Below are 26,588 nucleotides of genomic sequence, written 5' to 3'. Positions count from 1 at the left end.
AATAAAAAAAACCGATTTCAATTGAAATCGGTTTTTTTTATTTCTTTTTTGGTTTTCCGTTGTTAAACTTTACTTTCTCAACTACAGAAACTGGTTTTTCTTTTTTCACAAAAGGTTTCCCAGCATTATTTGTTTTTACTCGTGGTTTCTTGTCGGCTGGTTTAGCAGCAGGTTTTTTATCGGAAAAATTTTCTAGTTTATTATTTTTTGCTGCTTTTTTATTGGCTTCAATTATTTCTATTGGATTTTTCGGATCTTCTTTAGTACCGCGTAAGTGAATTACCAAGGCATTTAAAAAGTTGCGTAAAACCTGATCGCCACATTCAACATATTTTGGATGATCTTCAGCTCTAAAAAAATTTCCAATTTCACCTTTAGAAATTCTAAAATCTACCAATTCTAAAATTTCTACAATTTGGTCGTCGCGTAACATTAAGGCAACACGAAGTTTTTTAAATATATCGTTATTTGTCATTTTTGTTTTTATTTAGCTCGCAAAGATAACGTATTATACTATACGTTTGCGTTATTATGCTTCAAGTTTATCAATAATTACCTGAACACTTTTTTCGGTATTGCTTAATTTTTCTTTACAAAAAGCGATTAATTTGCTGGCTTTTTCTACTTTAGTCGCTAAATTATCGATCGATATTTCATCATTCTTTAGCGCTTCTAAAATTTGTTCTAATTCTTTTGCTGCACTTTCGTAGGTATATCCTTCCATATTATTTGCTGGTTTGTATCTGTAATGCTAAATGTAATAAATTTGTTTGCCATTTCTACGGTTAGCACATCTCCGTTTATAATTTCAGTATCTTTAGTAAGCAATGCTCCGTTTTTACGTACCATTGCGTAACCTATTTTTAAAGCATTTTCTGGGTTATAAGCCTCAGGAATATGCATTACTTTTTCTAAGCGTTGCTTTTGCGTTTGTAAGCTTTGTAAGGCATATTGTTGCATCATTTGGGTAAAAATATGCAATTCATTAGTTGCTTTTTTTAGGTGTTGGTTGGCAAACGCCTGAATGTAGGTTGCGTTTTCTTTAACCTTAAACTGCTTGTTTATTAGTACTTGTTTGCTTAAAAAATGTAACTTGTTGTTTTGGGCATTAATTTCTAATTTTTTGTTGGCTAAAAAATGCTGGCTAATAAAAGATATTTTGTTTGATAAGCTATGCAGTTGTTGTTGCTTGTTGGCTACAATTTGTTGGGTTTTGTTTTTTATTTGTTCTTCTTGCCATTGGGTATTGTATTTTTTAGCTTGAAGAATTTGCTGTGCTTGTTTGCTAATTGTTTGCTGTATGTTTTTTATATGCAACCAGTAATTTTTAGCCCGATCTATAATAAAACTTGCAACTGCTGTTGGTGTTTTTTGTGCTTGATGCGCAACCAAATCTGCTAAACTACTATCTGTTTCGTGTCCAATTCCGGTAATTACCGGTAGGGAAGCGTTAGCAATGGCTTTAGCTAATTCTAAATCATTAAACAGTTCTAAATCAAACTTAGAACCTCCGCCACGAATAATAACCAAAGCATCAAAAGCATATAATTGTATGTTTTGTATGGCCTGAAGCATTTCTGCTATTGCATGTTCGCCCTGAACAGCACACGGAAATAAGGTAAATTGACAAGAAAAGTTAAAATCTACTTCTTTTAAATGCTTGGTAAAATCTGCAAAACCAGCAGAATTTGGCGATGCAATTACTGCAATATTCTGAATTACCAGTGGTAAATGCTTTTGCTTGTTGCGGTTAATTAGATTATTTTTTTGTAAATAAAGTAAGTTTTCCTGCTTTCTTTTTTCAATTTCACCTAAACTAAAACTTAAATCAACATCAACAATATGTAAACGCAATCCATAAATTTCAGAATATTCTATGGTTGCAAAACATAAAATTTCAGATCCGTTTTTTATAATTTGAGGTAAATTGTTACCCAGCTTTGTTTGAATTGTAGCCCATTGTTGCGCCCAAATAGTTGCATCAGCCTTTGCTATTACCGTTCCGTTTTGGCTTTCAATTAATTCTAAATAATAATGACCGCGGCGGTCTGAGCTAATTTTAGAAACCTGAACTTTAACCCAAAAATATTTATTTTGCGTTTGTGTTTGAATAATTTGTTTTACACGTTTTAAAACGACCGATAAGCTATAGGTTTTTGTTTGGGTTGCAAGCACGTTTTATTTTTTTACAAAATTAGTAGATTAAAATTGAATTTATAGTTTGGATTCGTTAATATGTATTAAATTACATTATTTTACAGTAACAAACAAGCCCTTTTTTTAAACGTAACCGATATGGAAAGCTTAGATGAAAAACTTTTTTTACTAAAGCAATTAATTGAATTTGCAAAGGTTGATGGCGTTTTGCACGACCGAGAAATGGATTTTTTAAAACTTTTAGCAAAAGATTTTGGTATTGCAGATGATGCGTATTATGCTTTGTACAAGTCAGAATTGCAGGTTATGCCTTTGGCATTTTCAGAACGTGTGATTCAATTATATCGATTAAGTTTATTGATGCAATGCGATGGCGTTTGGCATGAAAAAGAAGTAAATAAACTTTACGAAATTGGCTTGATGATGGGCTTAAACCCGTTAGGAATTAAATCATTATTAACCTTTTTAGAAGAAAAAGGTCCGTTACATATTACCTCTGGTTTTTTAGAAGCTATTTTTACCAATCAGCTTAACTAACTAGATATTTTATAAGTTGATTAAATGCAACTTTAGATTCTTTCATAATTGGCAATAAGGGCCAAATATGTGGCATGTTTTTGCCAAAACAAACGTAATGTTCGCATTTTTCAGCTTCTAATTTTTTTACTAATATTTTTTGATCGGGGTAAGTAATATCATGCTCTGCTAAAAATAAATACAACTTCGGAAAGTTTTTAAAACTGCCTAAAATAGGGGAGTACGTATTTATATCAGTTTCAGAATCTCCAACAATTAGCATTTTTGTACTTTTTATGCCGTTTATAGACAGCATAATATCTTTTTTATCTACTACTGTTATTTCAGGATTAGTAAATGCTGCATCTACAACCGGTGAAATAGCTATTACTTTATTGGGTGCTTCTTGTTGAGATGCAATAATTCTTTGCGTTAAGGTTAAAATTAAGTTTCCACCAGCCGAATCTCCTAGTAAGATTATATTTTTCGCTTCATAATCTTGCAACGCACGTTTGTAAACAGCATCTAAATTCGCATTTATTTGATGTATTTTATATTCTGGTGCTTTGGGGTAATTGCACAACCAAACCGCATATCCTGTTTTATTAGCTATGTTTTTAACACTTTCCCAATGTTGCTGTGTCGGGCCAAAAACAAAAGCACCACCGTGAATGTATAGTATTAGTTTAGAACTGTTTTTTTTTATTTTTATTTCTGTTATTTCAGTGTTTTCAATAGCAAAGCGTTGTGTAATATGTTGTTTAAAAAAGTTTCCTGTTGGATGTGCTTTGTCTTGATCGCGTAGTTTGACGAAATTAATAGGCGATGCACTAAAAGCTTTTTTATAACCTTTTAATTTTATAAATGTTGTGATTAGGTAATAAGTAAAGCTTTGTTGCATTTCAGAAATATGATTTTAAGTTTTTTATTTAAAGATATGATTTGAAAACTAAAAATGAATTATTATTATATTTAAACATGGGTTTAGCTTTTATATTGCTTATTCATTTTTATAATTTGTATTTTTACTTCATTAGTCAGGTTTGTTTATTTATTTCGACTAAGGTGTTATACGTTTATTGTAAAACCTAAAACATGAAATTATGGAAAATTATAAAAAAGCATATTTAGCAGGCGGTTGTTTTTGGGGCATGGAAGATTTGTTTCGTGTCAGACCAGGAGTTATTGATACAGAAGTTGGTTATTTAGGTGGTGAGAACCAAAATCCAACCTACCGCAATCACCCCGGTCATGCTGAAGGAATTGAAATTACTTACGATGCTAATGTTACATCATACAAAGAAATTTTAGATTATTTTTTCAGAATTCATAATCCAACAACGGTAGATCGCCAAGGTAATGATATTGGTTCTAGTTATCGATCAGCTTTATTTATTCAAAATGAACAAGAAAAAGCAGATGCGTTAGCCATTATTAAAATTGTTGATGATTCTGAACGATGGCCTGGTAAGATTGTTACTACATTAGAACCTTTTACTACATTTTGGCCAGCTGAAGAAGAACATCAGGATTATTTATTAAAAAAACCGAATGGTTATACGTGCCATTTTGAACGTTTTGGTACATTTTTACAATTATAAAAAAAGCGCACATAGCGGGTTTTTTTATAAAGTAAATAGTTAATTTATTTACCTGTTATTCTTGGTAAACATTAGCTGGCGTTTAATTTCAATCATCAAACGGTGATGAATGGTATTAATCGCGGTTTCGCCACAATGTTTTTTGGTTATGGCGTTTAGCTTTTTAGTGGTTATATAAAGTTGATCTGCGTAAAACTGAACGGTTCTTTCAGTTTTATAATGTTCGTTTAAAAGTTTTTTAAATTGTACATACAAAGGCTGATCTGCTGTTTGTTGCCCTAAAATAGGATGCTGACCATGAACGGATTCAATTAATGTTAGTAAAAACGTTTTGATATAAAAACGCGCCTGTTCTTTTTTAATTAAGCCTGGTTTATTATAAATTTCTTGAACGGTTTTTATAACCTGCATGCTTTCAGTAAACGTATTTGCGTCTAAAACTATGCAGTTTAATTGCGTAGATAAGTTTACGTTGTAAACGCTTAGCTCATTTTTTAAAATGTCAGAACAAAACAAAACTTCCTCAAACAAAATAATTTTGCCTAAAAAGTTTTTAGATTTAGATTGTATGTAATGCGCTTGGTTTGGAAATACCACCGATATTTTTCCGCTATTTAATAAATAATGCTGATCTTCAATTTGCAATTCAATCGTTCCTTCTTCAACAATTAAAATAAAAAAATGATCGTTTTGATGCGGCGTTGCGTATGTTTTAATTCGATCTGCATTGAGGTCAAAAACACGAAAAGAAAGTTTTTCGTCTTCTTTTTTCTCGATAATTTGTTTTAACTTAAAAGATAACATAATGCTGAAGTTAATTATAAACAGCAAAGCTACAACTTTTTAAACGAATAACGTTTTGCAGGTTTTTTGATTGGTTTTAAAACCAATAACCAATTTTTAAATTGCTATTTTTGCACAAACAATTTTATTATGGCATTTGATATTATATATAATCAAGAATTTACTGGAGATTTTTTTTTCGATGATGAATTTAACTTTAAAGAATACGAATCGTGTACGTTTGTAAACTGTGATTTTACCGAATGTCATTTTAAAAACGCTGTTTTTTTAGGCTGTAAATTTATAGATTGTAATTTTAAAGCGGCCGATATTAATAATATTTCGTTACGTGGTGTAAATTTTTTAAATTGTGATTTTACCGATGTTAACTTTGCGCGTATTGATCAGTTTATTTATGAGTTTGATTTTACCAACTGCAAAATGGATTATGCTAAATTTTACGCCTTAAATTTGCAACATGTAAGTTTTAATAGTTGTAGTTTAATTAGTGCCGATTTTATGGAAGCTAACTTAACTAAAGTACTTTTTGATAATTGTAATTTACATTTGGCTGAATTTGAAAAAGCGAATTGCGAAGGTGCGGATTTTTATACCAGCTATTATATATCCTTAAATCCACTAAAAACAAAAATTAAACGTGCTATTTTTAATGAAACGGCCCTGCCGGGCTTAATGAGCCATTTTGATATCATTGTAAAGAAATAAAAAAAGGTTATCCGTTTTGGATAACCTTTTTTTATTTTGATAAAAATCTGTAATCTTCGTAACAACTTTTAATCGCATCCATAATTTGTAAATCGGTTGCAGTATCAATAAAAGTTTTAGAATATTCACATTTTTGTAAAATTTCACTTATTTCGTTTTTACTAATGTTTAGCAATGCGCTAACCATATCACGATCGTATTTTGTAGCTAAAGAATTACGTACGTTTTCGTCTTCTTTAACTTTTCTAAGTTTACGCAGTTCTTTCCCTTTTTTAGAAAAGGTGTTAAATAAGGCGTCTGCTGGGTTTGCAAAACCACCCAATACAGCGCTTCCAAGTTTAGAACCATCATTAGCTTCATAGCCGTAGTTTAAGCCTGTTAAATTTAAACGGTAATTTTCGTTTAATCTAATAAGTTTATTATCTACTTCTAAAACTCCGGTAAGTTGGTATTTGTGAATAATAATTTCTTCTAAAGCGTTAGATTTTTCAATCATTTTAATTTTAAAATCATCACGTGTTTTAATCCAGTCAGCAGGAACACGAATTTTGATTGATTGATAACCAACAAACGAAATATGTAGGGTGTCATTTACTTGTGCCTCAATTTTAAAGCGCCCTAATTCATCGGTTACAGCACCTTTAACCGAGTTTAAGTTAATAACATTGGCATTAGATATCGGTAGCTGCGTAAACTCGTCAACTACGGTACCTTTAAGTAAAACAGGATCTTCTTGAGCTTGCAAAGTGGTAACCTTAACAAGCATCAATAAAAAAACTACAAAATATTTCATACATTTTTATTATGGTCTAAATGTAGGGTATATTTTGTAGTTTTAAAATTATATTTAAATAAAATTAACTAATCTTACTTAACTTCTTCTTCTTGAAGAGCTGAAATCAGAAGATATTCTTGTTCTTCTTTCATTTCTTGGCGCTCTGTCATCTCTAGATCGGTCAGTAGAACGTCTGTTTCCGCTATCCGAACGTTTTTCACCACGGTCAAATCTTGATCCGCGATCGTTACGATCATTGCGTTCTCCACGTCTTTCAAACGGTTTTCTATCACTTCCGCCACGTCCGTTATGGTCGCGTCTTCTTGAGTTAGATCCGCCGTCATTTTTAGAGATTTCAACATTAATTCTACGTCCGTTGTGTTCGTAGCCGTTTAATACGCTCATTACTTTTTCAGCATGTTCTGCATCTGTATTAAAGAATGAGAATCCGTCTTTAACATCAACTTTAAATAAATCATCACGACCTAATTCTAACGTATCACGTAAAAAATCTTTTAACGACATCCAATCAAAATCATCTTTTTGACCAATGTTGATAAAGTAACGAACAGCACCATCTGTTGGAATTGTATTGCTGCTTTTACGATCACGATCAGAAACTTGCGAAGTTAAATCGCGTGAGTTTTTGTAGTAAGATATGAAACGATTAAATTCTAAAGAAACAAGTTTTTTAATAACATCTTCTTTAGATAAATCAGCTAAAACTTCATTAATTGCAGGTAAGTACTGATCAATTTCAGTGTCAATTTCTACATTTTTAATTTTGTTTGCTAAGTGAATTAATTGAGTTTCACAAATTTCAGCTCCAGATGGGATTGGTTTTTCAATGAATTTGTTTTTCATGATACGCTCAATCTGATTAATTTTACGTAATTCAGATTTTGTGATAATGATCATTGAAGTACCTGTTTTACCTGCACGTCCTGTACGTCCTGAACGGTGCGTGTATGTTTCAACCTCGTCTGGTAATTGGTAGTTAATTACGTGTGTAACATCGTCTACGTCAATTCCACGAGCAGCAACGTCTGTAGCTACTAACATTTGAATTTGACGACCACGGAACGATTTCATAACTCCGTCACGTTGTGCCTGAGATAAATCACCGTGTAATGCTGCTGCATTGTACCCGTCTTCAACTAATTTTTCCGCAACTTGTTGTGTATCACGTTTTGTACGACAGAAAATAACCGAGAAAATATCAGGGTTTGCATCTGCTAAACGTTTTAAAGCTGCATATCTGTCGCGTGCGTTAGCAATGTAAAACTCGTGCGTTACGCTTGTGTTTCCTTGATTTTTATGCCCCACTGTAATTTCAGTTGGAGATTTCATAAAATCTTTTGCTATTCTTGCTACCTCTTGAGGCATAGTTGCAGAGAATAACCATGTAAATTTGTTTTCTGGTGTGTGTGATAAAATAGAACGGATATCTTCATAGAATCCCATGTTCAGCATTTCATCTGCCTCGTCTAACACACAATAATTAATGTTTTCAATGTTAACCAATCCGCGGTTAATCATATCTTGCATTCTTCCGGGTGTTGCCACAATAATTTGTGCACCTCTTTTAACATCTCGAGCCTGATCATGTATGCTCGCTCCCCCATATACCGCAACCGTATTTAACCCTTTAACGTATTTTGAGTAGTTTTTGATTTCATTTGTAATCTGTAAACATAACTCACGTGTTGGTGATAAAATTAAAGCCTGTGTCCCTCTGTTGTTTGCGTCAATTTTTTGGATGATTGGAAAGCCAAATGCAGCTGTTTTTCCTGTCCCTGTTTGCGCTAAAGCAACAATGTCGATATCGTTTTCCAATAATAGGGGAATCGCCTTTTGTTGTACTTCTGACGGATTTTCAAATCCTAGATCTTTAATCGCCAGCAGTAGCGATTCATTTAATCCTAATTGTTCAAAATTATTCATTCGATATTTTTAATAAAGTGCAAAGGTACTGCGAATTAATGAGAATAACTAAAATTGTTTACTATTTTATACTTAAATAAATCAATATTTTATAGTTATGCTTTTAAAAACTGCACCATTTTTTGCAAAGCTTTACCGCGATGGCTCATTTTAGACTTTTCTTCTAAACTTAATTGTGCAAATGTTTCTGTATATCCTTCAGGAACAAAAATAGGGTCGTACCCAAATCCATTATTACCAATAGGTTGCGTGGTTAAATCTCCTTGAACAATGCCTTCAAACAAATGTTGTTCGCCGTTTAAGTTTAGAGCCATAATGGTTTTAAAATGTGCTTTTCTGTTTGTTTCATTTTCTAATTTTTGCAAAGCTAAATTTAAATTATCGGTATCGTTTTTATGTTCGCCAGCAAAACGTGCCGAATAAACTCCTGGAGCTCCATTTAAAGCATCAATTAATAAACCACTATCATCAGCAAAACAATTTAAACCATATTTTTCGGTTACATAATTGGCTTTTAAAATTGCATTTCCTTCAATTGTTTCTGCTGTTTCCGGAATATCTTCAAAACAACCAATATCGGTTAAGCTTACAATTTCGAACTGATTTTCTAATAATTTTTTTACTTCTTTAATTTTATTTTCGTTGTGAGAAGCAAATACAAGTTTTGTCATGTTGTTTTTTGGTAAAATTACAATTATTTAAAACAGAAATTTACTGAAAAATTTAGGTTTTAATTGTTTCATTTTCAAAGGTTCTTCTGATATTTGGTTTTATATGATTTTTTAGATTCATGTTTTGTTTCTAAAAGAAATAAAAAAAAGGTACTTTTAAGCAATATTGCTAACCGTTTGCAGGTTTGCTTAACTTATAAAATGTTTTACGTATGGATACAAAGGTTGTTGATATGAATACGATGCCTTTAACATGGCAACATATAAAGGTTTTTACTATATCATCACTTGGTCAGGCGCTTGGTTCGGGCTTGGCAACTTTAATCGGAATTATAATTCCGATGATACAAATTATTGCACATCCGCAATTAACTTCTTTACAACAAGGGCTTATTTCGTGTATGAGTTTATTAGGAATCATGGTTGGGTCATCTGTTTTTGGAAATTTAAGCGACCGATACGGTTATCTTACCTTGTTTCGTATTTGTCCTGCTTTAATAGTTTTAGCTTCATTATTCGCTTATTATACAGACGGACCGTTAAGTTTGGCAATTGGATTATTTGTTATGGGGCTTGGAATTGGCGGTGAATACAGCATTGGTTCGGATTATATTTCTGAAATTATGCCTAAAAAATGGCAATTGCTGATGGTAGGTGCTGCAAAAGCAACCGCTGCAATTGGTAGTATTTTGGTTGCAGTGTTAAGTTATTTTTTATTGATAAAATGGAATAACGCGCACGAATGGTACAACTTGTTACTGATTATTGCTGCAATAGCAGCTTTAATGCTTTTTTTGAGATTACGCTTTAAGCAAAGTCCAGGTTGGTTAATTGCTCGTGGCAGATATGATGAAGCCGAAAAATCGGTTCAATTTTTTCTTGGTAAAAATGTAACTATTGGAACTGTTAAAAATACACCACCTAAAGAACCAGCTAAATCATTAAGTTTAAAAGAATTTATAAAACAAGGCAATACAAAAAAAATAATTTTTAGTGGCGTGCCATGGGCATGTGAAGGTTTAGGTGTTTACGGAATTGGTATTTTTTTACCAATTTTAGTTATGAGTTTAGGTTTAGAAAGTGCATCAAGCAATTCGTTTGAGCAAATCATAAATTCGATAGAAATAACAACTTACATCAACGTATTTATATTAATAGGTTTTGTTATAGGGTTGCTTATTGTAAATAAAACATACCATGTTAAAACACAAGCATTAGGTTTTGTTTTTGCAGCCTTAGGATTACTAATTTTATTAGTAGGTTATTTATTAAAATTACCAAATTGGGTGTCAATTTTAGGCTTTTTAGTTTTCGAAATTTGCCTAAACGCTGGTCCGCATTTGTTAACCTTTATAATTCCGCAACAAATTTATCCAATCGAAGATCGTGGTACCGGAGTTGGATTAGCTGCATCCATTGGTAAAATGGGTGGGGTAGTAGGTGTGTTTTTTATTCCGTTATTACTTTCTTGGGGAGGTCCAAAATTAGTTTTAATAGTTTCTATTGTTGTTATGTTACTAGGCGGTTTAGTTACCTATTTATACGGAAAGCAAGTTTTACCTCGCCAAGAAGCAGAATAAATAAAACAATTTTATTTCTTTTTAGGTCGTTTTGTTGTAACTTTTACAGGATTAATAACCATAAAATTATATAATTATGAATGTAGCATCAATTTTTGATCATGTTGTATATGGTAATGAAAAACCTGCTGTTAGTGTTTTGTTGAATACTGACGATGTGAAAGAAGTGCGAATTGTTTTTAAAAAAGGTCAAGAAATGAAAGAGCATAAAGCCAATTTTCCTATTGTTGTAGCCGTTTATGACGGAGCAATTGATTTTGGTTTTAATGGTGAACGCGTAACTTTAGAGAAAGGAATGATGATTGCCTTAGAAGGCGGTGTTCCTCACGATTTACTTGCTAAACAAGATAGCATTGTTCGGCTTTCATTAAGTAAAGGAGATAGCATAGAAAGAGCTAAAAAAGTAGCTGAAGGATAATAAAAAAAGGAGCAAATTTGCTCCTTTTTTATTGTATAGATTGAACCGTTTTGGTCATCTGATCCGAAAGGTTTACTATCCAGTTTAATTGAGATAGTGCCAATTGTTCTTCAATCAAATCCTTTTTAATCGCTTCCTGATCGTCAGGTGTTTCAGCAATTGTTTTTGCTTGTTCAATTTGAAAGTTAGAAATATCGCTAGCCGAAGCATAATCTAAATGTTCTGCATTGGTATTTGTAGTTTTACCGTATGCAGATAAACAAATATTAACATTATTTATAATTGTATTAAAAACCGTATTGTATTTTTGATAAAAATCAGTATCCTGATGTTGTTTAATAAACGTTTCTAAACTTGCAACACCGTCGGTTAAGGTTTGATTTATTACCGCAACTTCGTACAATTGTGCTCTGTTTTTTTGTTTGTTTTTAGGTTCTTGAACCAAGCGTTGGTAGGAAGCCATTAAATTTCCAATTCCAATAAAAGCATTTTGTCTGGCTTTTTGTAAGTCAAAAGAATTTGCATCTTCTTCCGTTGTAACTTTACCAAACGCGCTAACATAAGCTTTGGTGTTTTGTAAAGATGTAATTAAATAGTTGTTTATAGAAGATGCTTCCCAAGATGGCCAAATAAAAGTTGTTCCTAAAAATGAAATTGCGGCACCGATTAACGTATCTGTAATGCGATATATTACGCTCTGATCAGCATCAATTTTTAATAAACCATACAACAAAATAATGTATAAAGTAATAAAGGTTACTCCAACTTTGTAATCAGTGCTTGTAAACCAAAAACCGAGTAACATGGCCAATAACATTAACACCATAATTACAGTGGTTTTGGTTACAAAATATAATATTACAATACCTATTAAACCGCCAATTATAGTACCAATAATACGCTGGTGCAATCGGCTTTTTGTTAAACCGTAACCAGGACGCATAATTACCACAATGGTTAATAAAACCCAATATTCTTTTTTTAAGTTGAATAAGTTGCTCACTAACAAAGCTGTAATTGCTGCAAGGGTAAAACGCAATGCATATCTAAATTGTGTAGAACCAAAATTTAAGTTATCTAATAAAGTTTTAAAACGATAATGGTTGGGCTTAAAAAAATGATCTAAATCTTCATCATCAATTTTATAATCTGAAGTGGTTAATTTATCGGTACAAATACGTTCTAAACTTTTTATTTTAACAATTTGATCGTTTAAATTGTTTAAAATATTGTCGTAATAAACAGCATTTGCTGTATCTAATGTTTTTGTTTCATTTTGTATATCCGCATATTGGCTTAATAAATCGTTATTAGGTTTGTAAGGCCTGCGTAACCTTTCGCTTTCAGATAATTCGCTTAAGTTCTCTGAAAAACTTACAATTAATTTTTGAATTAAGTTTTTTAGTACGCTGTTTTTAGAAACGTACGTTTGCATATCAGCCGTTTTGTAGGTGGTAGAAAGTGCCAGCTCCATAATCTGATTCAAAAACGTGTACGATAAAACAACTTTACGGTTTTCACTCGAATTAATTATGCGCTTGTGATTAACCGATATATATTGACTTATTTTTTGAAAAGAATCGTTGCTTTTAACTTGTAATGCCAATTGTTCGTTTTTTAAAGCATTTAAATCGGCATCGTCGTTCAAAAATTTAGAGCGAATTTGTAAAAAATCTGAAACATTTTTAATGCTGTCTGCAATGGTCTGATCAATACTTTTTGATGGTCTTATAAAATAAAAAATAGTAGTAACCAATAAATAAATCAAACCGCCAATGCACATATATAAGCCATTGGCAACCGCTTGGTTTTTATCTGCAATATGAATAAAAGACAAACTTATTCCCATTAATAAAGTAAACGATAACTGATTTGCGCGTTGCCCATATAAAGAAATGATTCCGCTAATAAAAACAAGCACGGCAAATATAAAATAGAAAAAAATGTTTTGTCCGTACAAAACCGTTAGAATGACCGAAAATAAAGGAACAAGCGTGGCTGCAAGAATAATTCCACTTGCTTTTTCTTTTAAGTTATTGCCAATATCGCTGGGTGAACTAAAACAGATTCCTAATATCATGCACATGGCAACGGTAGAACCAAATTTATGATAAAACACAAAAAAAGCAATTAACGCACTAACAATTACCTTTAAAGATTTATTAAAGCTGTCTTCGTTTATTTTGTATAAAAAAGAGGTGTAAAATTGATTCGTTTTTTGTTGAATATTATTCATTATTCTTTAAAGATTAATAGCTTCTAATATAGCGTTTTTTTAGTTAATAGGCACTGCGTAAAAATAATTTTCTGGCGCATTTGTATTATATGTCCAATCGTTATTACCAACATTTTCGAGTAATAAATATATTGTTGTGGCAGTGGCTGAAGTAACTTCTATGGCAATTGTTCCTGTTATTAAGTCATACGCTGTGGAACCAAAAATAGCTGTTCCAGGATTGAATATTGATCCTGCAAATGATCTGTTTGTGTTATTTGTACCTAAATATCTAAAGTCATTGTTCACAGTTTGGGTCGTACTATTTGAAAGTGTTGCGTGTACATATCTTCTTTTAGCTCCTCCTAAAAGAGAGGTTGATATAGATAGTTGATAACCACAATGTATTACCCATTTTCCTGGTTCTAAGTTAAGGTTAACCCTTGCGTAAGTTACTCCGTCATTTTTAGACGACAAGTTATCTGTTGCTGTAGGATAAGCCCCGAAAACTGTTTTGCGTGGTGCTACCCAAGTTGCTTGACCAACATTATTACTTGTTAAAACCTTACCTGCTCCTTGAGTACCATCTTCAATACTAAGGGCTCCTTCTGTTTTAGATACTATATGTAATGACGATTTTGGGGCTGTAGTGCCAATTCCTACTTGAGCAAGGCAAACTAGTTTAAAAACTAATAATGCTGTGGTTAACATGTACTTCATAAAAATCATTTTATTATAAAAAACGATTTTTTGAGTGAAATAGTATGTGGGGGTAATCTTTAAAACATTGATTAATAGTGCTGTGTGCATAAGTTTTTAGAAATTTATGCCAACTGTTAATTTGTGTTAATGAATCTTACGAAAATTTATGTGTTATGCCAAAATATTCTAATTTAATATTTTTTTAATTTTTTGGTATGATTTTTGAAAAATGCGATTTTGTATTTTTTTTAACGTTGTTTTTTATAATACAGAATTTTATATCACGTTAGAAATTAAAAAATAAATGTAATCGTTATGAGAAAAATAATTTTAATGTTATTGTCATTTGGCTTTATAAGTATTTCTTATGGTCAAATAGGTATTGGTACTACAAAACCAAATGCTACGTTAGACATTGTGGCACAAAACCCCACTGATCCGAATTTAACAAACCCTGAAGGTGTTTTAATACCTCGAGTTTCTAGATTAAGAGCACAACATATGGTTGATGTTAAAGAATCTACTATTATTTATATAAATAGCGTAGAAGATGGTAGTCAAGCTGGTAGTACTTCTAATGTTGATACAACAGGATTTTATTATTATGATGGAATACTTTGGGTTAAATTTAGTTCAGAGTTGTATGATAACATATATAATGCTGATGGTGTTTTGACAAGTAATAGAACTGTTAATCAGGGGGATAAAACCTTATCTTTTCAAGCCACTCCTACTACAGGTACCAGTCATTTTACAGTAAACGGTTCTACTTTTAACGTAGACGCAGTTAATAAAAGGGTTGGAATTGGTACAAATACTCCTAAGCAAAGTTTACATGTTGAAGGGAAAATGCGAATAACCAATACGCCAAATATTAATTCTGGTACGGTAACAATTCCACCTAAACCTTTATATGTTACTGCTGAAGGCGATGTTGTTACAAGTTCTAATGATTATAGTTCACCGTCTTTTTTTATAAGAGGTGCTAATCAATGGATTTTAAACAGATATATAATGATGGGATGCAATGGGCTCTTCCTTTAGCCGGTGAACCCATACTTATTAATACGTTAGATGCTCAGGTTAACGGTAGCTCTATTATGATTGGTAGCAGTGCATTTGACACAGAAAGCGCACCTTTTAAAGTAACTGCATCTATAACAACAAGAGTTGCCGTAGGTACTGATGAAAGTAAAAACGAACGTGTTTTTTTGATTATTAACTTACAAAGACTTAGAAAAGGAGGGAGTACTTGGGAAACAATTGCAGGTGCAAGAAGCGTACTTTTAACACCAGGAAAATTAAGGTTTGCACACACCTCTTTATTACCAACCATGACAGTTATGCTTTATAAAGGCGATCAAATTAGATTAGTGATTAATAGATCTAAAGGTGAAAAAGGTGGCTTGCAAGGAGCTAATTTGATAGAGGGATCTATATTAGGAACTCCAGATCACGGAACATCTGCTTTTACCATTTTCTTGTCTAAGCTCTAATTTGTAAAAAAAAATATTATGAAAAAAATTGTTTTATTCTTTTTTTGTGGTATAAGCTTTTCTTACGGACAAGTAGGTATTGGTACAACAAAACCGAAGGCAACTTTAGATATTGAAGCAAAAAAACCAGCAGACCCCAACTTAACTACTCCTGAAGGAGTTTTAATTCCGAGAGTTTCAAGACTGAGAGCTCAACACATGAGTGGGGTTAAAGAGTCAACTATTATTTATATTGATAATGTAGATGATGGTAGCGCAACAGGTATTACTTTTAATATTGACTCAACGGGTTTTTATTATTTTGATGGAAGTTTATGGATTAAAATAGACTCTGTTTTAGATGATAATATTTATAATAGTAATGGTTCATTAGATGCTAATAGAATTGTAGATCAAAAGTCTCAGAGTTTAGATTTTATTATAAAACCACAAAGGGGTACCTCTCATTTTAATGTAGCAGATGCAACATTTAATATTGACGCTATTAATAAACGTGTTGGTATTGGTACCACAACCCCTAACCAAAGTTTAGATGTTAACGGTAAGCTTAGGGTAACCCAAACTCCAGATATTACAACATACAACTCTACAATACCAAGAGCATTATATGTAACCAATGAGGGTGATGTTGTAACCAGTAGTTTAGATTATACTTCTCCTGAGTTATTTGTTCAAGGCCAAATATTTACGGATTTTGCTAATATTTTTAATCAAAAAGGGGGAGAATTTATTATTGCAATTGATGATCCGGTAAATGAAATAACAAATACGCTATATGTAGATTTACAGCCGCAGAAAATTGTAATTAAAGAAAAAGGAAAATATTTGATAGACTCCTCTGTAAATACTGGATTAAGTATTGTAAAGACAGGTACAGAAGTAGAAGAGGGGTATGTATATCTTAATTATACCATTCAGAAGCGAGGGTCGTCTTTAAAATGGGAGAATATAGGAGGAATTAGAAACGTGATTTTATGTAGTTCTCTTTATTATTATTATCAAACTATTATTCCATCAATGGTTGTTGATTTAGAACCAGGTGATGATATTAGGTTGGTAATAAGCAGAAGTATAAGTTCTAATGGTAACCCTTTAGGAGCAGATATAGCATTAGCTAAACTTGGTGGTAACCAACAGCATAAAACAGTTGCCTTTACTTTCTCGTTAACCAAACTATAAAAAAGTGAAACTTAAAGTTTCACTTTTTTGTTTAAAAGGAGTAGTTGTATTTATTACATAATTATATTCATGTTTTAAAATTAAACAAATCTTGATATTAAGTTGCTTTTTTTAATTTATAGGAATAGCATAGAAATAGTTTTCATTTGCTTTAGTGTTGTATTTTATATCATTACTGCCTTTATTTTCAATTTTTAAATAAATAGCAGTCGGTTCTATAACTTCAATTAATATTGGTCCTGAAAAAAAGCCAGTTACCGTTGTTAATAACAAAGCTGTATTTGGGTTGTATATAACACCAGGTATAATTCTATTGGTATCAGAATTGCCTAAATATTTGTAATTTTCATTTGACTTTTTTGATATTTCGTCTGAAATAGATACTATAAAAGGAACTCTAGATACTAAAAGTGATGTTGTGTTCGAAATCTCAACCCCAATATTAACAAGCCATTTTCCTTTACTTAATTCTAAATATGCTTCTGTGTATAGTGTGTTGCCTCCTCTAATATTTTTTTCCTGGTTTTGATTAGGATAACTTCCAAAAACTGTTTTTCTAGGTTCCACCCAACCTGCTTTACCATTTTCATCGCTGGTTAAAATTCTATTCTGTCCGTGTGAGCTATCTTCAATTATAATGGCGCCTGGCGTTTTAGATACTATATGTAACATAGATTCTGGGGTAGTAGTTCCTATTCCAACTTGAGCAAAAAATATAAAAGATATAATTAAAGCGATTAAAGTAAATGTTTTTTTCATATTGTGTATTCTTAAAAAATGAGATTTAGTTAATTGGTAACGCAAACAAATAATTTTCGTTTTTATCTGTAGTGAATGTCCACATTCCCTCTGTGGGAGATAAAAGGGCAGAGTCCCAAACATTATTGAGTAAAAGATTTATTTTTAAATTATCCACAATAACATTAATTATAAAAACGCCTTGGATAAACGAATCTACTTGCTTACCGTCTATTTTACCTTGAATGCTTTTTAGGGATGAATTATGTCCAATAAATTCAAAACCACTTATTGCTGTTGAATTAGTAGTAGTAGAGATAAATGCGTTTACGTTTTTGATACTATTGTATCTAGAAGTATTTTGTAAATGAATTCCTGCATGAATAATCCATTTTCCTTTAGGTAAGGTAATTGATGTTTCCAAGAATTTGTAACCAGAACTTGTTCCTGAAGTAATGGTTTTAGAAGATGTAGGAAAAGTTCCTAAAATAGTTGGCCTTAAAGCCGGGTTAGCACCCCATGTTGCTTTACCATTTCTATCGCTAGTTAAAATTTTGTTTTGCTCTTGTGTTCCGTCTTGTATAGTTAACGCACCGGGAGTTTGGGAAACAATGTGCAAAGCAGATTGTGGTGTAATTGTACCAATGCCAACTTGTGCATGTAAAATAAAGGGGCATAGTGTAAATAATAAAGGTTTTAAGTTTTTAATCATTTGTATCAATAAATTAGTTAAAAAAAACAATTTATTAATAACAAGTCATTTCAGACAAGAAATAAAACCTAAATAAACGTTAAATATAATTTTTATATTTTTGCATTATAAGCACCAGCATCAGCATTTTGTGTAGGGCGTGGATTACCTAAAATATCAAAACCTGAATTTGGTAGGTTATTGCTAATTCCTATAGCGGCTGACTGTGATTTAATCTGTAATTTATTGTCAGCAGCATTTGTGAAATCAGGTACAACGGTTAAATTTTTTGCAATAATATTATTTAGGTAATTGGTGGTGTTTATAATGGGATACAAACTGTTTTGTGCGGCTTGTCCGGTATCAGAAAAACGAATTAAGTTGTTGGCAAAATAATAATTGAATGTATCATTTCCGACTTTCTGAAAAATTAATGAAGTACCTGTGCTACCGTAAAAAATTGAATTGTTAAACGTTGCCTTAATTAAGGCTGAATTAGTGCTGCCATCACCATTATTCATCGCTAAACATGTTGTTTGTCCTGGTGCACCTAAATTAGCAAACGTACAATGGTTAAATACGTACGTTCCACCTTGGTTTAAATAAACAGCAGCAACGCCCAAATTATTAGTAACTACATTTTCTCCGGTAATAGTTGCATGTTGTGCCAAAATTCCATAATGCGTGTGGTTGTATAATTGTACGTTGTATAAATGTACCGTTTCAGCATTATCTTCAATCAACAAACCAACGGTTGCATTTTTTATAATAGCATTATTAATTCGTGCCGTGCTGCCCGAAGTAAGCCAAACCGAACCCCATTGTCCAGGAATTGCGCTAAAACTAGGCTCTAATCGGTCGCTTTCAAAAATAACAGGTGCACTAACTTCACCGTTAATTTGCAAATCAGCATCGTAAGCAACAATTAACCCTGAATTGTAATGAAAATGCACTTGTGCACCTGCCTCAACCACCAATTGTTTTTCGGTCGGAACAACAGCATAACCATAAATTACATAGGGCTTATCATTTTTCCAAAGCAATTCGTTGCCATTAACAGCATCGTTAGCATCTAGCATAAATCCATAAATGGGGTCATCGTCAATAATAACATGTTCATAGCTGTTGTCATCATATTTTTGTGGGTACAAAAAGTACGCATCTTTTACTAAGGTAACCAAATCAACAGTTTGTAAATTAGCGCCGTAATCAAAAGCTATTTGATCGGTGTATAAATATTCTGCGGTTTGATTTTGGTATTGGTTGTAATCAATCGTTGTTTCAATAAAAATAAATAAGCTATCTTTAGCTAAAAGCTCAACGTTGTTGAACGATTTTCCGGCCATACCGTCAACCATTAAACGATAATCAGAACTTTCACCACGCGCTAACCGAATGTTCGGAATGCTAATATCTTTGTTAGAGCGGTTGTAAACCTTTAAACGATAAGTGCTTGAGCCAATGTTTGTAAAAACCGTATCCAAATAAACCGTGTTTTTAGAAAATTCTAAATTTCCGGTACTGGTTTCAAACGTAAAATCTTCACGACAAGCTTGTAAAAATAAAGCAGCTAATAAGCAGCATATAAAGGTGATTTTTTTCATAGATTCTATATAACAACAACTAATTTAGTTAAAAATAAACAAAAGCCTATTTTATTAATTCTTAATTTGCTTTAGTAACTTTGTACATACAAACGCAAAAAATACATTTATGATATACGATAAAGAATCTGTTTTAAAAATGTGCCAAGAAATGTGTAAAAACACATTGATGGAAGCCTTAAGTATTGAATTTATTGATGCAGGGCCCGATTTTTTAACAGCCAAAATGCCTGTAACTCCAACCGTACATCAGCCCATGGGTTTATTGCACGGTGGTGCATCGGTAGCTTTAGCAGAAAGCGTGGGTAGTGCTGCTTCCTTATTTTTTGTAGATAACGAAAAGTTTGAAGTACGCGGTATCGAAATTTCGGCCAATCACGTAAAAGCAAAACGCAACGGAACGGTTTATGCAACGGCAAGAATTGTGCATCAAGGCAGAAGCATTCATTTGTGGGAAATTCGTATTGTTGACGAAAACAACAATTTAATTTCACTTAGCAAAATTACAAACATGATTATCCCGAAACGCGCGCGATGATTACCATAGAAAACCATTTAAATAACCATCTTGCCCAAAGCTTGCCGTTTGTTTTGTACGCCAAGCCCAATAGCCAAAAATTGATTGGTTATTTTCAGCAAGATTATCAAATTTACAGTACAATCAATTACACCGATTCTGGTTTTGTTTTTGCACCTTTTGATGGCGAAGAAAATATTTTTTTTTCGATAGAAAATTGCGAAGTTGTTACAGATTCGATAGCCGATTTACAAGTTGATTTTGCTGTTTTTAATGATGTTCAGCCCAGCCAAGCTGTAAAGCAAAACCACATGCAATTGGTGCAACAAGGCATTGATGCAATTGTAAATAACGAAATTAAAAAAGTTGTTCTTTCTCGTAAAGAAACTCTTGCTATTACAGATATGAATTTTTTATTGTATTATAAAAGATTACTAAAAGCGTATCCAACCGCATTTCGTTATTTATTTTTTCATCCACAAGTTGGTTTTTGGATGGGTGCAACGCCCGAACAATTGGTTAAACAACATAACGATGCTATTGAAACTGTTGCATTAGCTGCAACACAAGTAAAAATGAATATAGAAGATGTGGTTTGGTCTGAAAAAGAGATTGAAGAGCAAAAAGTAGTAACCGATTTTATTATACAAAACTTAAAACCGTTTGTTACCGAACTTCAGCTTTCTCAGCCATATACGGCACAAGCCGGAACTTTATTTCATATTAAAACCGATATCAAAGCCAAATTGGCCAAAAAAGAATATTTTGTAAACGTGTTAACTGCGTTGCATCCTACGCCGGCATTATGTGGGTATCCCAAACAAGAAGCAAAAAAATTTATTTTATCGCACGAAAATTACGATCGCGAATTTTATGCGGGCTTTTTAGGCGAATTGCATTACAATCCGCTAACAAAACAAACCAACGAATCGGACATTTTTGTAAATTTGCGTTGCATGCAACTCGAATCCAATAAAGTGCATTTGTACGTGGGTGGCGGAATTATGGCACAAAGTAATCCCGAAGCGGAGTTTGTAGAAACAATAAATAAATCTAAAACAATTAAAAAGATTTTAGGCTCATGAAATTAGATATATTAGCTTTTGGCGCACATCCTGATGATATAGAATTAGGTTGTGGCGGAACATTAGCCAAAGAAGCCGCTTTAGGCAAAAAAATAGGTATTGTAGATTTAACACGTGGCGAATTAGGCACCCGAGGTTCTGCCGAAATTCGTGATGCAGAAGCAGCAGCGGCATCTAAAATATTAGGCATTGTAGCGCGTGAAAATTTAGAGTTTAGAGATGGGTTTTTTGTAAACGATGAAAAGCATCAATTAGAAATCATTAAAATGATTCGCAAATACCGCCCGGAAATTGTACTTTGTAATTCAATTGACGATCGCCATATTGATCATGGTAAAGGCTCAAAACTAGTTTCAGATGCTTGTTTTTTATCTGGCTTACGCCGAATTGAAACCGCACTTGATGGGGTAGAACAAGAAGCTTGGCGCCCTAAATTGGTTTACCATTACATTCAATGGAAAAATATTGAACCTGATTTTGTTGTAGATATTACCGAATATATGGATAAAAAATTAGAAGCGGTTATGGCTTACAGCTCGCAATTTTACGATCCAAATTCGAAAGAACCGGTATCGCCAATTGCCTCTAAAAACTTTTTAGATAGCATTACCTACCGTGCGCAAGATTTAGGACGATTAATTTTTAAAGATTATGCAGAAGGATTTACGGTTGAAAGATATGTGGCTGTCAATCATTTAACTGATTTAATCTAAATTTTTTGTAATTTATTTGATAAAAGCCTTGTGAAATATAGATTTTACCTTATATTTGCACTCGTTAAAAACAAGGCAAAATGGTGATTGTAGCTCAGTTGGTTAGAGCGTCGGATTGTGGTTCCGAAGGTCGTGGGTTCGAGACCCATCATTCACCCAAAAGTTTAAAGATGACTTTTAAAAATCTTACATGGTGATTGTAGCTCAGTTGGTTAGAGCGTCGGATTGTGGTTCCGAAGGTCGTGGGTTCGAGACCCATCATTCACCCAAAAAAGTTTCAAGATAGCTTTAAAAATCTTACATGGTGATTGTAGCTCAGTTGGTTAGAGCGTCGGATTGTGGTTCCGAAGGTCGTGGGTTCGAGACCCATCATTCACCCAAAAAGTTTCAAGATAACTTTAAAAATCTTACATGGTGATTGTAGCTCAGTTGGTTAGAGCGTCGGATTGTGGTTCCGAAGGTCGTGGGTTCGAGACCCATCATTCACCCCAAGAAAAAAGGATTTCAGTAAAACTGAAATCCTTTTTTTATTTATATATTTTTGAAATAAAAAGGAACTCAATTTTTGAGTTCCTTTTTATATAATTACTGTACAAATCTGTAATAACGAGCACCAACTAAATTCGGATCTTCTTTTTCAATAAAATCTAAAACAAATTCGTTTGTAGGAGCTATTACAGCTGTTTTTATTTCTTTTTTATGTAATCCTTCATAAGCATCAAAACTAATAGCTGTAGAAAGGTTTAATGCATCAAAAATAGATTGCTTTGGTAAAGCACTTTGCCAATTTGGTTGTACAATGCCTTCAAAAACTTTAGATTTTGCTCCAGAACCGTAAGCAATAAAGCCAAATGGTTTTCCGGTAATTGCTTTGTTAGTTGTTGCAAAATGAGTTAGGGTAGAAAGTAAACCTAAAAATATAGAACCGGTGTAAATGTTACCGATTTGCCCAGATGCAATTTCTGATGGTGCAATTTTAGTTTGTACCAATTGCATAAAAGCTTCGGATTTAGAAAATGCTTTAATCTGATCTTTTGCATCTTCTGCCAATCTGTTTACCAATTCCGGATTTTCGTCTAAAACAATTTCATAAAACGTTCTACGTCCTTGGTAACAATAAGGCAAATGCATTAAAATTGCTTCCCAATTTTTGTAAACTTTTTGATCTTTTAAATCGTTTTCGGCTTTAAAATCTTGATAAGCTTCACGAATTTGTTTGATGTAACATTCGTTAGAATATTGTCCTTCAAAAACCGGTTGATCTTTAAAAATAGCAATTTCGGTTTCTAAAACGCCTTGCCACGGTTCGTTAGTTGTAGCTCCGGTTATGGCTTGTTTGCTAACGGTGCGGCGCGGTTTAAAAAAGTCAAAAACGCTTTCGGTTGCTACACCGGTTTGTGATTCAAAAGCTAAAATACGAGGGTTGGCAGTTATTAATAATGCAATTGAACCTGCGCCTTGCGTATATTCGCCTGTCGAATTTAAATCGTACTTGGCATAATCCGTAGCAATAACGATTGCTTTTTTTGTTGGATTTGCTTTTACAAAATCAATGGCATTTTGCATGGCATCAACCGCACCAATGCAAGCAAAGGTATGATCTACCGCATCGCAATTTTTAAAGCTACGTGGGCCATAAATTTGTTCTAACAGCCCAATTACATAAGATGCAATAGGTTTAGAGCTATCAACTCCGCTTTCGGTACCTACATAAATTTTGGCAATTTCTTTAGGTGCAATTGTTGGGTTGTTTTTAAGTAGTTTATGTGCCGCATTGGCTGCCATTGTAATTACATCTTGATAAACATCTAACAAAGCCATTTTTTGTAATCCTAAACCTTTAATAAGTTTTAACGGATCGATGCCTCTGTTAGTAGCTAAAGTTTCTATTGGAAGATGAATTTTAGGTATAGAGAAGGAAATGCTATCAATACCAACTTTCATAAGTAGTTATTTTTAAATGAAACACAAATGTAGGATTTTATTGATTTACATGCTAATTATAAAAACAGAAAAGCAGGTTTAAAATCAACCTGCTTTTGTATTATTAGAACATTTTAGAGAATGTATCGCCTTGGCTTAAATCGCCGGTTTGGTAACCTTTTAAAAACCAATCAATACGTTGTTGTGAGGTTCCGTGGGTAAAAGTTTCGGGTTGCACGTAACCTTGCATTTTAGATTGAATGGCATCGTCACCAACGGCTTGAGCAGCGCTTACCGCTTCTTCAATATCATCGGCATCTAAATATTGTTGAACGTGATGCGCCCAAACGCCGGCATAAAAATCGGCTTGTAATTCTTGAGCTACCGAAAGTTTGTTGGCTTGCGTTTTATTGCTTCTGTTTTGTAATTCGCGTACTTTTTGATTGGTACCTAACAAATGTTGTACATGGTGGCCAACCTCGTGAGCAATTACGTAAGCAATTGCAAAATCGCCACCTTTAGCCCCAAACTTGGTTCGTAATTCTTCAAAAAAACGTAAATCCATATAAACCTTTTCGTCAGCGGGGCAATAAAAAGGACCAGCTGCCGCAGTTCCGGTTCCGCATGCGGTTTGTACCTGATCGTCAAACAAAACCATTTTGGGTTGGCGGTATTCTAATCCGTTTTGTGCAAAAAGTTCTGAAAAAACATCTTCTGTATCTGCAAAAACAACTTTAGAGAATTCGCCAACTTCTAATTCATGATTGGATAATTGACGAGGTTCGCTGGTTGAGGTTTCGGTTTGTTGGCCGTTTACTTGATTTAAAATGGTTCCTACGGTTTGACCGGTTTCGCCACCAAAGGTAATTAGTAAAAATGCGATAATACCAATTACACCGCTACCAACAAGCATTTTGCCGCCACCAGATTGTCCGCGTCGGTCTTCAACATTGTTAGATTTGCGTCTGCCTTGCCATTTCATATTTTCGATTTATAAAATTAATCTTCTAAGCTTTGATCTTTTTCTATATCAAAAACAAGCTCTTCTTCTTCAAAACCAACAATATTTTTGTATAATACATAATATGCTGAATATAATATTGGTAGTGTAAAGAAAATACCAATACAAAGACCAATAAAACCAACTAATGATACTAAAATAGAAACGATTAAAATTAATAAAATGTTGAATGGATTTTTAGCTACAATTTTAATGCTGTAAACTATTGCATCAAAAGCAGAAAGGTTTGCAAAAATAATTAGCGGAATACCTAAAACGGTAAACCAAGCAATAACATAACTTGCTAATGTACCTACAAATGGAATAAAGGTAAGGGCAGAACTAATTACTTGTACAACCACAGTAAAACCAACAATTTTTAAAAAATATTTAGATTGGTAATGTTTAAAAACGCTTGCAATACCAACTTCATCTGCCGTATCTAAATCACGGTTTAATTGAATAAAACCTGCACTTAAAGGAGCTAATAATAATACAATGAATACGATTGATAAGGTGTAATAAATTAAAAAGGTTTTGTCTAACATTAAAGCTTCGACCTCGGCAGGATCTGAAAAGCTTTTAAACAATTCACCCGCTCCTAAACCAAAAAACACGATAATTACTAAAAGTAAGGTTGTAATTAAAATTACCAAACCATTTAATAAAAAGGTTTTTTTAAAATAGGCTAAAATTTCATCAAACGTTTGGCTAAAATCTAAGGAATAACCTTGCGAAATTAAACGATCTAAATCGGTTTTTGTTTTCATAATATAAATTGAATTTAATTTTAAATAGCATCCCAAATTGGATCGGTTGGAGTGGGAGCTACAATTGTTATGGTTTCTTTTTTAACAGGATGAATGAACGTAAGCTTGCGCGCATGTAAATGAATACCGCCGTCCGGATTACTACGATCATAACCGTATTTTAAATCGCCTTTAATAGGATGCCCAATTTTACTTAATTGTGCTCGAATTTGGTGATGACGCCCAGTATGTAAATCAATCTCTAAAATAGTAAATCTATCTAATTTTTTTAAAAAATTATAAGTTAAAGATGCTTTTTTACTTTCTTTTACTTCTTTATCGTGCGCTTTTGATTGATTGTTTTTTGGATTTCTAACCAAATAATGAGTTAAAGTTGCTTGTTTAGGTTCTGGTGTGCTTTTTACAGCTGCCCAATACGTTTTTTGTGTTTCTCGGTTTTTAAAACTTTCGTTAAGGCGTGATAAAGCTTTTGAAGTTTTCGCAAACACAACCAATCCGGTTGTTGGGCGATCTAATCGATGCACCACACCAATAAAAACTTCGCCGGGTTTGTTGTATTTTTCTTTTAAATATTCTTTTACTACTTCAGATAAAGGTTTATCGCCGGTTTGGTCGCCTTGAACAATATCGCCCACGCGTTTGTTTACTACAATTATATGGTTGTCTTCGTATAAAACCTGAAGGTTGTTTTTGGTTGAAAGGATTTTCATAGCCTATAAAAAATTCATGTTTTACAAAAGTAATGTTATTTCATAAAATACCGAGCGTAACAAATAATTAATGA

Annotated in this window: 28 protein-coding genes and 4 tRNA genes; 15 read left to right on the top strand and 17 right to left on the bottom strand. The window is 32.9% G+C overall.

Going from position 1 to position 26,588, the window contains the following annotated elements; all coding sequences use genetic code 11:
• Positions 1–37: 37 nt before the first annotated feature.
• Genes K5I29_RS05680 through xseA form a run of 3 tightly spaced genes read right to left on the bottom strand, consistent with a single transcriptional unit; the run spans position 38 to position 2,175 of the window.
• The gene (locus K5I29_RS05680; protein ID WP_264434934.1) at positions 38–475 is read right to left on the bottom strand and encodes a DUF1456 family protein; all 438 of its coding nucleotides are present in this window, start codon (positions 473–475) and stop codon (positions 38–40) included.
• Positions 476–529: 54 nt separating this feature from the next.
• Positions 530–724: an exodeoxyribonuclease VII small subunit gene (gene xseB / locus K5I29_RS05675; protein WP_264434933.1), complete on the bottom strand. Its 195-nt coding sequence runs from the start codon at positions 722–724 to the stop codon at positions 530–532.
• Complete coding sequence (gene xseA, locus K5I29_RS05670) at positions 685–2,175, bottom strand: exodeoxyribonuclease VII large subunit (protein WP_264434932.1); 1,491 nt, start codon at positions 2,173–2,175, stop codon at positions 685–687. Before xseA ends, xseB begins: the two co-directional genes overlap by 40 nt.
• A gap of 120 nt (positions 2,176–2,295) precedes the next feature.
• On the opposite strand from xseA, the gene K5I29_RS05665 reads away from it, so the two are divergent.
• Positions 2,296–2,694, top strand: coding sequence for an excinuclease ABC subunit B (locus K5I29_RS05665; protein WP_264434931.1), 399 nt, complete (start codon positions 2,296–2,298; stop codon positions 2,692–2,694).
• Here K5I29_RS05665 and K5I29_RS05660 read toward each other — a convergent pair.
• A complete protein-coding gene (locus K5I29_RS05660; RefSeq protein ID WP_264434930.1) occupies positions 2,687–3,574 on the bottom strand; it encodes an alpha/beta hydrolase in 888 nt (295 codons plus the stop codon). The two genes, K5I29_RS05665 and K5I29_RS05660, sit on opposite strands and share 8 nt — an antisense overlap.
• Positions 3,575–3,776: 202 nt before the next feature.
• On the opposite strand from K5I29_RS05660, the gene msrA reads away from it, so the two are divergent.
• Complete coding sequence (gene msrA, locus K5I29_RS05655) at positions 3,777–4,274, top strand: peptide-methionine (S)-S-oxide reductase MsrA (RefSeq protein WP_264434929.1); 498 nt, start codon at positions 3,777–3,779, stop codon at positions 4,272–4,274.
• A 48-nt stretch (positions 4,275–4,322) separates the two neighbouring features.
• On the opposite strand, the gene K5I29_RS05650 is transcribed toward msrA, so the two are convergent.
• The gene (locus K5I29_RS05650; RefSeq protein ID WP_264434928.1) at positions 4,323–5,078 is read right to left on the bottom strand and encodes an AraC family ligand binding domain-containing protein; all 756 of its coding nucleotides are present in this window, start codon (positions 5,076–5,078) and stop codon (positions 4,323–4,325) included.
• Between the two features lie 129 nt (positions 5,079–5,207).
• On the opposite strand from K5I29_RS05650, the gene K5I29_RS05645 reads away from it, so the two are divergent.
• Positions 5,208–5,783: a pentapeptide repeat-containing protein gene (locus K5I29_RS05645; protein WP_264434927.1), complete on the top strand. Its 576-nt coding sequence runs from the start codon at positions 5,208–5,210 to the stop codon at positions 5,781–5,783.
• Positions 5,784–5,814: 31 nt separating this feature from the next.
• Here K5I29_RS05645 and K5I29_RS05640 read toward each other — a convergent pair whose 3' ends face one another.
• From K5I29_RS05640 to K5I29_RS05630, 3 genes are all read right to left on the bottom strand, one after another.
• Entirely contained in the window at positions 5,815–6,576 is a 762-nt protein-coding gene (locus K5I29_RS05640; RefSeq protein WP_264434926.1) for a carboxypeptidase-like regulatory domain-containing protein, read from the bottom strand.
• A gap of 78 nt (positions 6,577–6,654) precedes the next feature.
• Positions 6,655–8,502 carry a DEAD/DEAH box helicase gene (locus K5I29_RS05635; RefSeq protein ID WP_264434925.1) on the bottom strand — a complete coding sequence of 616 codons (1,848 nt, stop codon included), beginning with the start codon at positions 8,500–8,502 and terminating at the stop codon, positions 6,655–6,657.
• 95 nt (positions 8,503–8,597) lie between these two features.
• Positions 8,598–9,173: a non-canonical purine NTP diphosphatase gene (locus K5I29_RS05630; protein WP_264434924.1), complete on the bottom strand. Its 576-nt coding sequence runs from the start codon at positions 9,171–9,173 to the stop codon at positions 8,598–8,600.
• Positions 9,174–9,385: 212 nt separating this feature from the next.
• On the opposite strand from K5I29_RS05630, the gene K5I29_RS05625 reads away from it, so the two are divergent.
• Both K5I29_RS05625 and K5I29_RS05620 read left to right on the top strand, forming a co-directional pair.
• Positions 9,386–10,753: an MFS transporter gene (locus K5I29_RS05625; RefSeq protein WP_264434923.1), complete on the top strand. Its 1,368-nt coding sequence runs from the start codon at positions 9,386–9,388 to the stop codon at positions 10,751–10,753.
• Between the two features lie 76 nt (positions 10,754–10,829).
• Complete coding sequence (locus K5I29_RS05620) at positions 10,830–11,171, top strand: cupin domain-containing protein (protein ID WP_264434922.1); 342 nt, start codon at positions 10,830–10,832, stop codon at positions 11,169–11,171.
• 28 nt (positions 11,172–11,199) lie between these two features.
• Here K5I29_RS05620 and K5I29_RS05615 read toward each other — a convergent pair whose 3' ends face one another.
• Together K5I29_RS05615 and K5I29_RS05610 are read right to left on the bottom strand one after the other, a co-directional pair.
• Positions 11,200–13,407 carry an FUSC family protein gene (locus tag K5I29_RS05615; protein WP_264434921.1) on the bottom strand — a complete coding sequence of 736 codons (2,208 nt, stop codon included), beginning with the start codon at positions 13,405–13,407 and terminating at the stop codon, positions 11,200–11,202.
• A 39-nt stretch (positions 13,408–13,446) separates the two neighbouring features.
• A complete protein-coding gene (locus K5I29_RS05610) occupies positions 13,447–14,196 on the bottom strand; it encodes a hypothetical protein (RefSeq protein WP_264434920.1) in 750 nt (249 codons plus the stop codon).
• 207 nt (positions 14,197–14,403) lie between these two features.
• Between K5I29_RS05610 and K5I29_RS05605 the strand changes: the two genes are divergently transcribed.
• The 3 genes from K5I29_RS05605 to K5I29_RS05595 are packed head-to-tail and all read left to right on the top strand — an operon-like array spanning position 14,404 to position 16,763.
• Positions 14,404–15,132, top strand: coding sequence for a hypothetical protein (locus K5I29_RS05605; protein WP_264434919.1), 729 nt, complete (start codon positions 14,404–14,406; stop codon positions 15,130–15,132).
• Entirely contained in the window at positions 15,111–15,584 is a 474-nt protein-coding gene (locus K5I29_RS05600) for a hypothetical protein (protein WP_264434917.1), read from the top strand. Before K5I29_RS05605 ends, K5I29_RS05600 begins: the two co-directional genes overlap by 22 nt.
• Before the next feature lie 18 nt (positions 15,585–15,602).
• The gene (locus K5I29_RS05595) at positions 15,603–16,763 is read left to right on the top strand and encodes a hypothetical protein (RefSeq protein ID WP_264434916.1); all 1,161 of its coding nucleotides are present in this window, start codon (positions 15,603–15,605) and stop codon (positions 16,761–16,763) included.
• Between the two features lie 111 nt (positions 16,764–16,874).
• Here K5I29_RS05595 and K5I29_RS05590 read toward each other — a convergent pair whose 3' ends face one another.
• The 3 genes from K5I29_RS05590 to K5I29_RS05580 all read right to left on the bottom strand — a co-directional run bounded on the left by K5I29_RS05590 (position 16,875) and on the right by K5I29_RS05580 (position 19,796).
• On the bottom strand, positions 16,875–17,522 hold the full coding sequence (locus K5I29_RS05590; protein ID WP_264434915.1) for a hypothetical protein: 648 nt from the start codon (positions 17,520–17,522) through the stop codon (positions 16,875–16,877).
• 25 nt (positions 17,523–17,547) lie between these two features.
• On the bottom strand, positions 17,548–18,213 hold the full coding sequence (locus K5I29_RS05585; RefSeq protein ID WP_264434914.1) for a hypothetical protein: 666 nt from the start codon (positions 18,211–18,213) through the stop codon (positions 17,548–17,550).
• A gap of 92 nt (positions 18,214–18,305) precedes the next feature.
• Entirely contained in the window at positions 18,306–19,796 is a 1,491-nt protein-coding gene (locus K5I29_RS05580; RefSeq protein WP_264434913.1) for a hypothetical protein, read from the bottom strand.
• Positions 19,797–19,905: 109 nt separating this feature from the next.
• Between K5I29_RS05580 and K5I29_RS05575 the strand changes: the two genes are divergently transcribed.
• From K5I29_RS05575 to K5I29_RS05545, 7 genes are all read left to right on the top strand, one after another.
• Positions 19,906–20,334: a PaaI family thioesterase gene (locus K5I29_RS05575; protein WP_264434912.1), complete on the top strand. Its 429-nt coding sequence runs from the start codon at positions 19,906–19,908 to the stop codon at positions 20,332–20,334.
• Entirely contained in the window at positions 20,331–21,398 is a 1,068-nt protein-coding gene (locus K5I29_RS05570; protein ID WP_264434911.1) for an isochorismate synthase, read from the top strand. Before K5I29_RS05575 ends, K5I29_RS05570 begins: the two co-directional genes overlap by 4 nt.
• Positions 21,395–22,111: a bacillithiol biosynthesis deacetylase BshB1 gene (gene bshB1 / locus K5I29_RS05565; protein ID WP_264434909.1), complete on the top strand. Its 717-nt coding sequence runs from the start codon at positions 21,395–21,397 to the stop codon at positions 22,109–22,111. The genes K5I29_RS05570 and bshB1 overlap by 4 nt, the downstream gene beginning before the upstream one ends.
• Before the next feature lie 82 nt (positions 22,112–22,193).
• Positions 22,194–22,269 (top strand) — tRNA-His (locus K5I29_RS05560).
• Positions 22,270–22,303: 34 nt separating this feature from the next.
• Positions 22,304–22,379 (top strand) — tRNA-His (locus K5I29_RS05555).
• 35 nt (positions 22,380–22,414) lie between these two features.
• A tRNA-His gene (locus K5I29_RS05550) sits at positions 22,415–22,490 on the top strand.
• Positions 22,491–22,525: 35 nt separating this feature from the next.
• Positions 22,526–22,602 (top strand) — tRNA-His (locus tag K5I29_RS05545).
• Between the two features lie 94 nt (positions 22,603–22,696).
• Here the strand turns inward: K5I29_RS05545 and K5I29_RS05540 are convergent.
• The 4 genes from K5I29_RS05540 to K5I29_RS05525 all read right to left on the bottom strand — a co-directional run bounded on the left by K5I29_RS05540 (position 22,697) and on the right by K5I29_RS05525 (position 26,514).
• Positions 22,697–24,055 carry a hydroxymethylglutaryl-CoA synthase family protein gene (locus K5I29_RS05540; protein ID WP_264434908.1) on the bottom strand — a complete coding sequence of 453 codons (1,359 nt, stop codon included), beginning with the start codon at positions 24,053–24,055 and terminating at the stop codon, positions 22,697–22,699.
• Positions 24,056–24,158: 103 nt separating this feature from the next.
• Positions 24,159–25,016, bottom strand: coding sequence for a KPN_02809 family neutral zinc metallopeptidase (ypfJ, locus tag K5I29_RS05535; protein ID WP_264434906.1), 858 nt, complete (start codon positions 25,014–25,016; stop codon positions 24,159–24,161).
• A 17-nt stretch (positions 25,017–25,033) separates the two neighbouring features.
• The gene (locus K5I29_RS05530) at positions 25,034–25,804 is read right to left on the bottom strand and encodes an olfactory receptor (RefSeq protein WP_264434905.1); all 771 of its coding nucleotides are present in this window, start codon (positions 25,802–25,804) and stop codon (positions 25,034–25,036) included.
• A 20-nt stretch (positions 25,805–25,824) separates the two neighbouring features.
• A complete protein-coding gene (locus K5I29_RS05525; protein WP_264434904.1) occupies positions 25,825–26,514 on the bottom strand; it encodes an RluA family pseudouridine synthase in 690 nt (229 codons plus the stop codon).
• Between the last annotated feature and the right edge of the window lie 74 nt (positions 26,515–26,588).

Source organism: Flavobacterium agricola (assembly GCF_025919725.1).
Taxonomy (GTDB): domain Bacteria; phylum Bacteroidota; class Bacteroidia; order Flavobacteriales; family Flavobacteriaceae; genus Flavobacterium; species Flavobacterium agricola.
The sequence above is the reverse complement of the archived record's forward strand: the minus strand, read 5'-3'. Positions and strand labels throughout refer to the sequence as shown.

Bases quoted from the DNA above. Each gene is read 5' to 3' on its own strand.
- K5I29_RS05680 (WP_264434934.1), bottom strand. From the start codon at position 475: ATGACAAATAACGATATATTTAAAAAACTTCGTGTTGCCTTAATGTTA.
- xseB (WP_264434933.1), bottom strand. From the start codon at position 724: ATGGAAGGATATACCTACGAAAGTGCAGCAAAAGAATTAGAACAAATT.
- K5I29_RS05665 (WP_264434931.1), top strand. From the start codon at position 2,296: ATGGAAAGCTTAGATGAAAAACTTTTTTTACTAAAGCAATTAATTGAA.
- K5I29_RS05660 (WP_264434930.1), bottom strand. From the start codon at position 3,574: ATGCAACAAAGCTTTACTTATTACCTAATCACAACATTTATAAAATTA.
- msrA (WP_264434929.1), top strand. From the start codon at position 3,777: ATGGAAAATTATAAAAAAGCATATTTAGCAGGCGGTTGTTTTTGGGGC.
- K5I29_RS05650 (WP_264434928.1), bottom strand. From the start codon at position 5,078: ATGTTATCTTTTAAGTTAAAACAAATTATCGAGAAAAAAGAAGACGAA.
- K5I29_RS05645 (WP_264434927.1), top strand. From the start codon at position 5,208: ATGGCATTTGATATTATATATAATCAAGAATTTACTGGAGATTTTTTT.
- K5I29_RS05640 (WP_264434926.1), bottom strand. From the start codon at position 6,576: ATGAAATATTTTGTAGTTTTTTTATTGATGCTTGTTAAGGTTACCACT.
- K5I29_RS05635 (WP_264434925.1), bottom strand. From the start codon at position 8,502: ATGAATAATTTTGAACAATTAGGATTAAATGAATCGCTACTGCTGGCG.
- K5I29_RS05630 (WP_264434924.1), bottom strand. From the start codon at position 9,173: ATGACAAAACTTGTATTTGCTTCTCACAACGAAAATAAAATTAAAGAA.
- K5I29_RS05625 (WP_264434923.1), top strand. From the start codon at position 9,386: ATGGATACAAAGGTTGTTGATATGAATACGATGCCTTTAACATGGCAA.
- K5I29_RS05620 (WP_264434922.1), top strand. From the start codon at position 10,830: ATGAATGTAGCATCAATTTTTGATCATGTTGTATATGGTAATGAAAAA.
- K5I29_RS05615 (WP_264434921.1), bottom strand. From the start codon at position 13,407: ATGAATAATATTCAACAAAAAACGAATCAATTTTACACCTCTTTTTTA.
- K5I29_RS05610 (WP_264434920.1), bottom strand. From the start codon at position 14,196: ATGCACACAGCACTATTAATCAATGTTTTAAAGATTACCCCCACATAC.
- K5I29_RS05605 (WP_264434919.1), top strand. From the start codon at position 14,404: ATGAGAAAAATAATTTTAATGTTATTGTCATTTGGCTTTATAAGTATT.
- K5I29_RS05600 (WP_264434917.1), top strand. From the start codon at position 15,111: ATGCAATGGGCTCTTCCTTTAGCCGGTGAACCCATACTTATTAATACG.
- K5I29_RS05595 (WP_264434916.1), top strand. From the start codon at position 15,603: ATGAAAAAAATTGTTTTATTCTTTTTTTGTGGTATAAGCTTTTCTTAC.
- K5I29_RS05590 (WP_264434915.1), bottom strand. From the start codon at position 17,522: ATGAAAAAAACATTTACTTTAATCGCTTTAATTATATCTTTTATATTT.
- K5I29_RS05585 (WP_264434914.1), bottom strand. From the start codon at position 18,213: ATGATTAAAAACTTAAAACCTTTATTATTTACACTATGCCCCTTTATT.
- K5I29_RS05580 (WP_264434913.1), bottom strand. From the start codon at position 19,796: ATGAAAAAAATCACCTTTATATGCTGCTTATTAGCTGCTTTATTTTTA.
- K5I29_RS05575 (WP_264434912.1), top strand. From the start codon at position 19,906: ATGATATACGATAAAGAATCTGTTTTAAAAATGTGCCAAGAAATGTGT.
- K5I29_RS05570 (WP_264434911.1), top strand. From the start codon at position 20,331: ATGATTACCATAGAAAACCATTTAAATAACCATCTTGCCCAAAGCTTG.
- bshB1 (WP_264434909.1), top strand. From the start codon at position 21,395: ATGAAATTAGATATATTAGCTTTTGGCGCACATCCTGATGATATAGAA.
- K5I29_RS05540 (WP_264434908.1), bottom strand. From the start codon at position 24,055: ATGAAAGTTGGTATTGATAGCATTTCCTTCTCTATACCTAAAATTCAT.
- ypfJ (WP_264434906.1), bottom strand. From the start codon at position 25,016: ATGAAATGGCAAGGCAGACGCAAATCTAACAATGTTGAAGACCGACGC.
- K5I29_RS05530 (WP_264434905.1), bottom strand. From the start codon at position 25,804: ATGAAAACAAAAACCGATTTAGATCGTTTAATTTCGCAAGGTTATTCC.
- K5I29_RS05525 (WP_264434904.1), bottom strand. From the start codon at position 26,514: ATGAAAATCCTTTCAACCAAAAACAACCTTCAGGTTTTATACGAAGAC.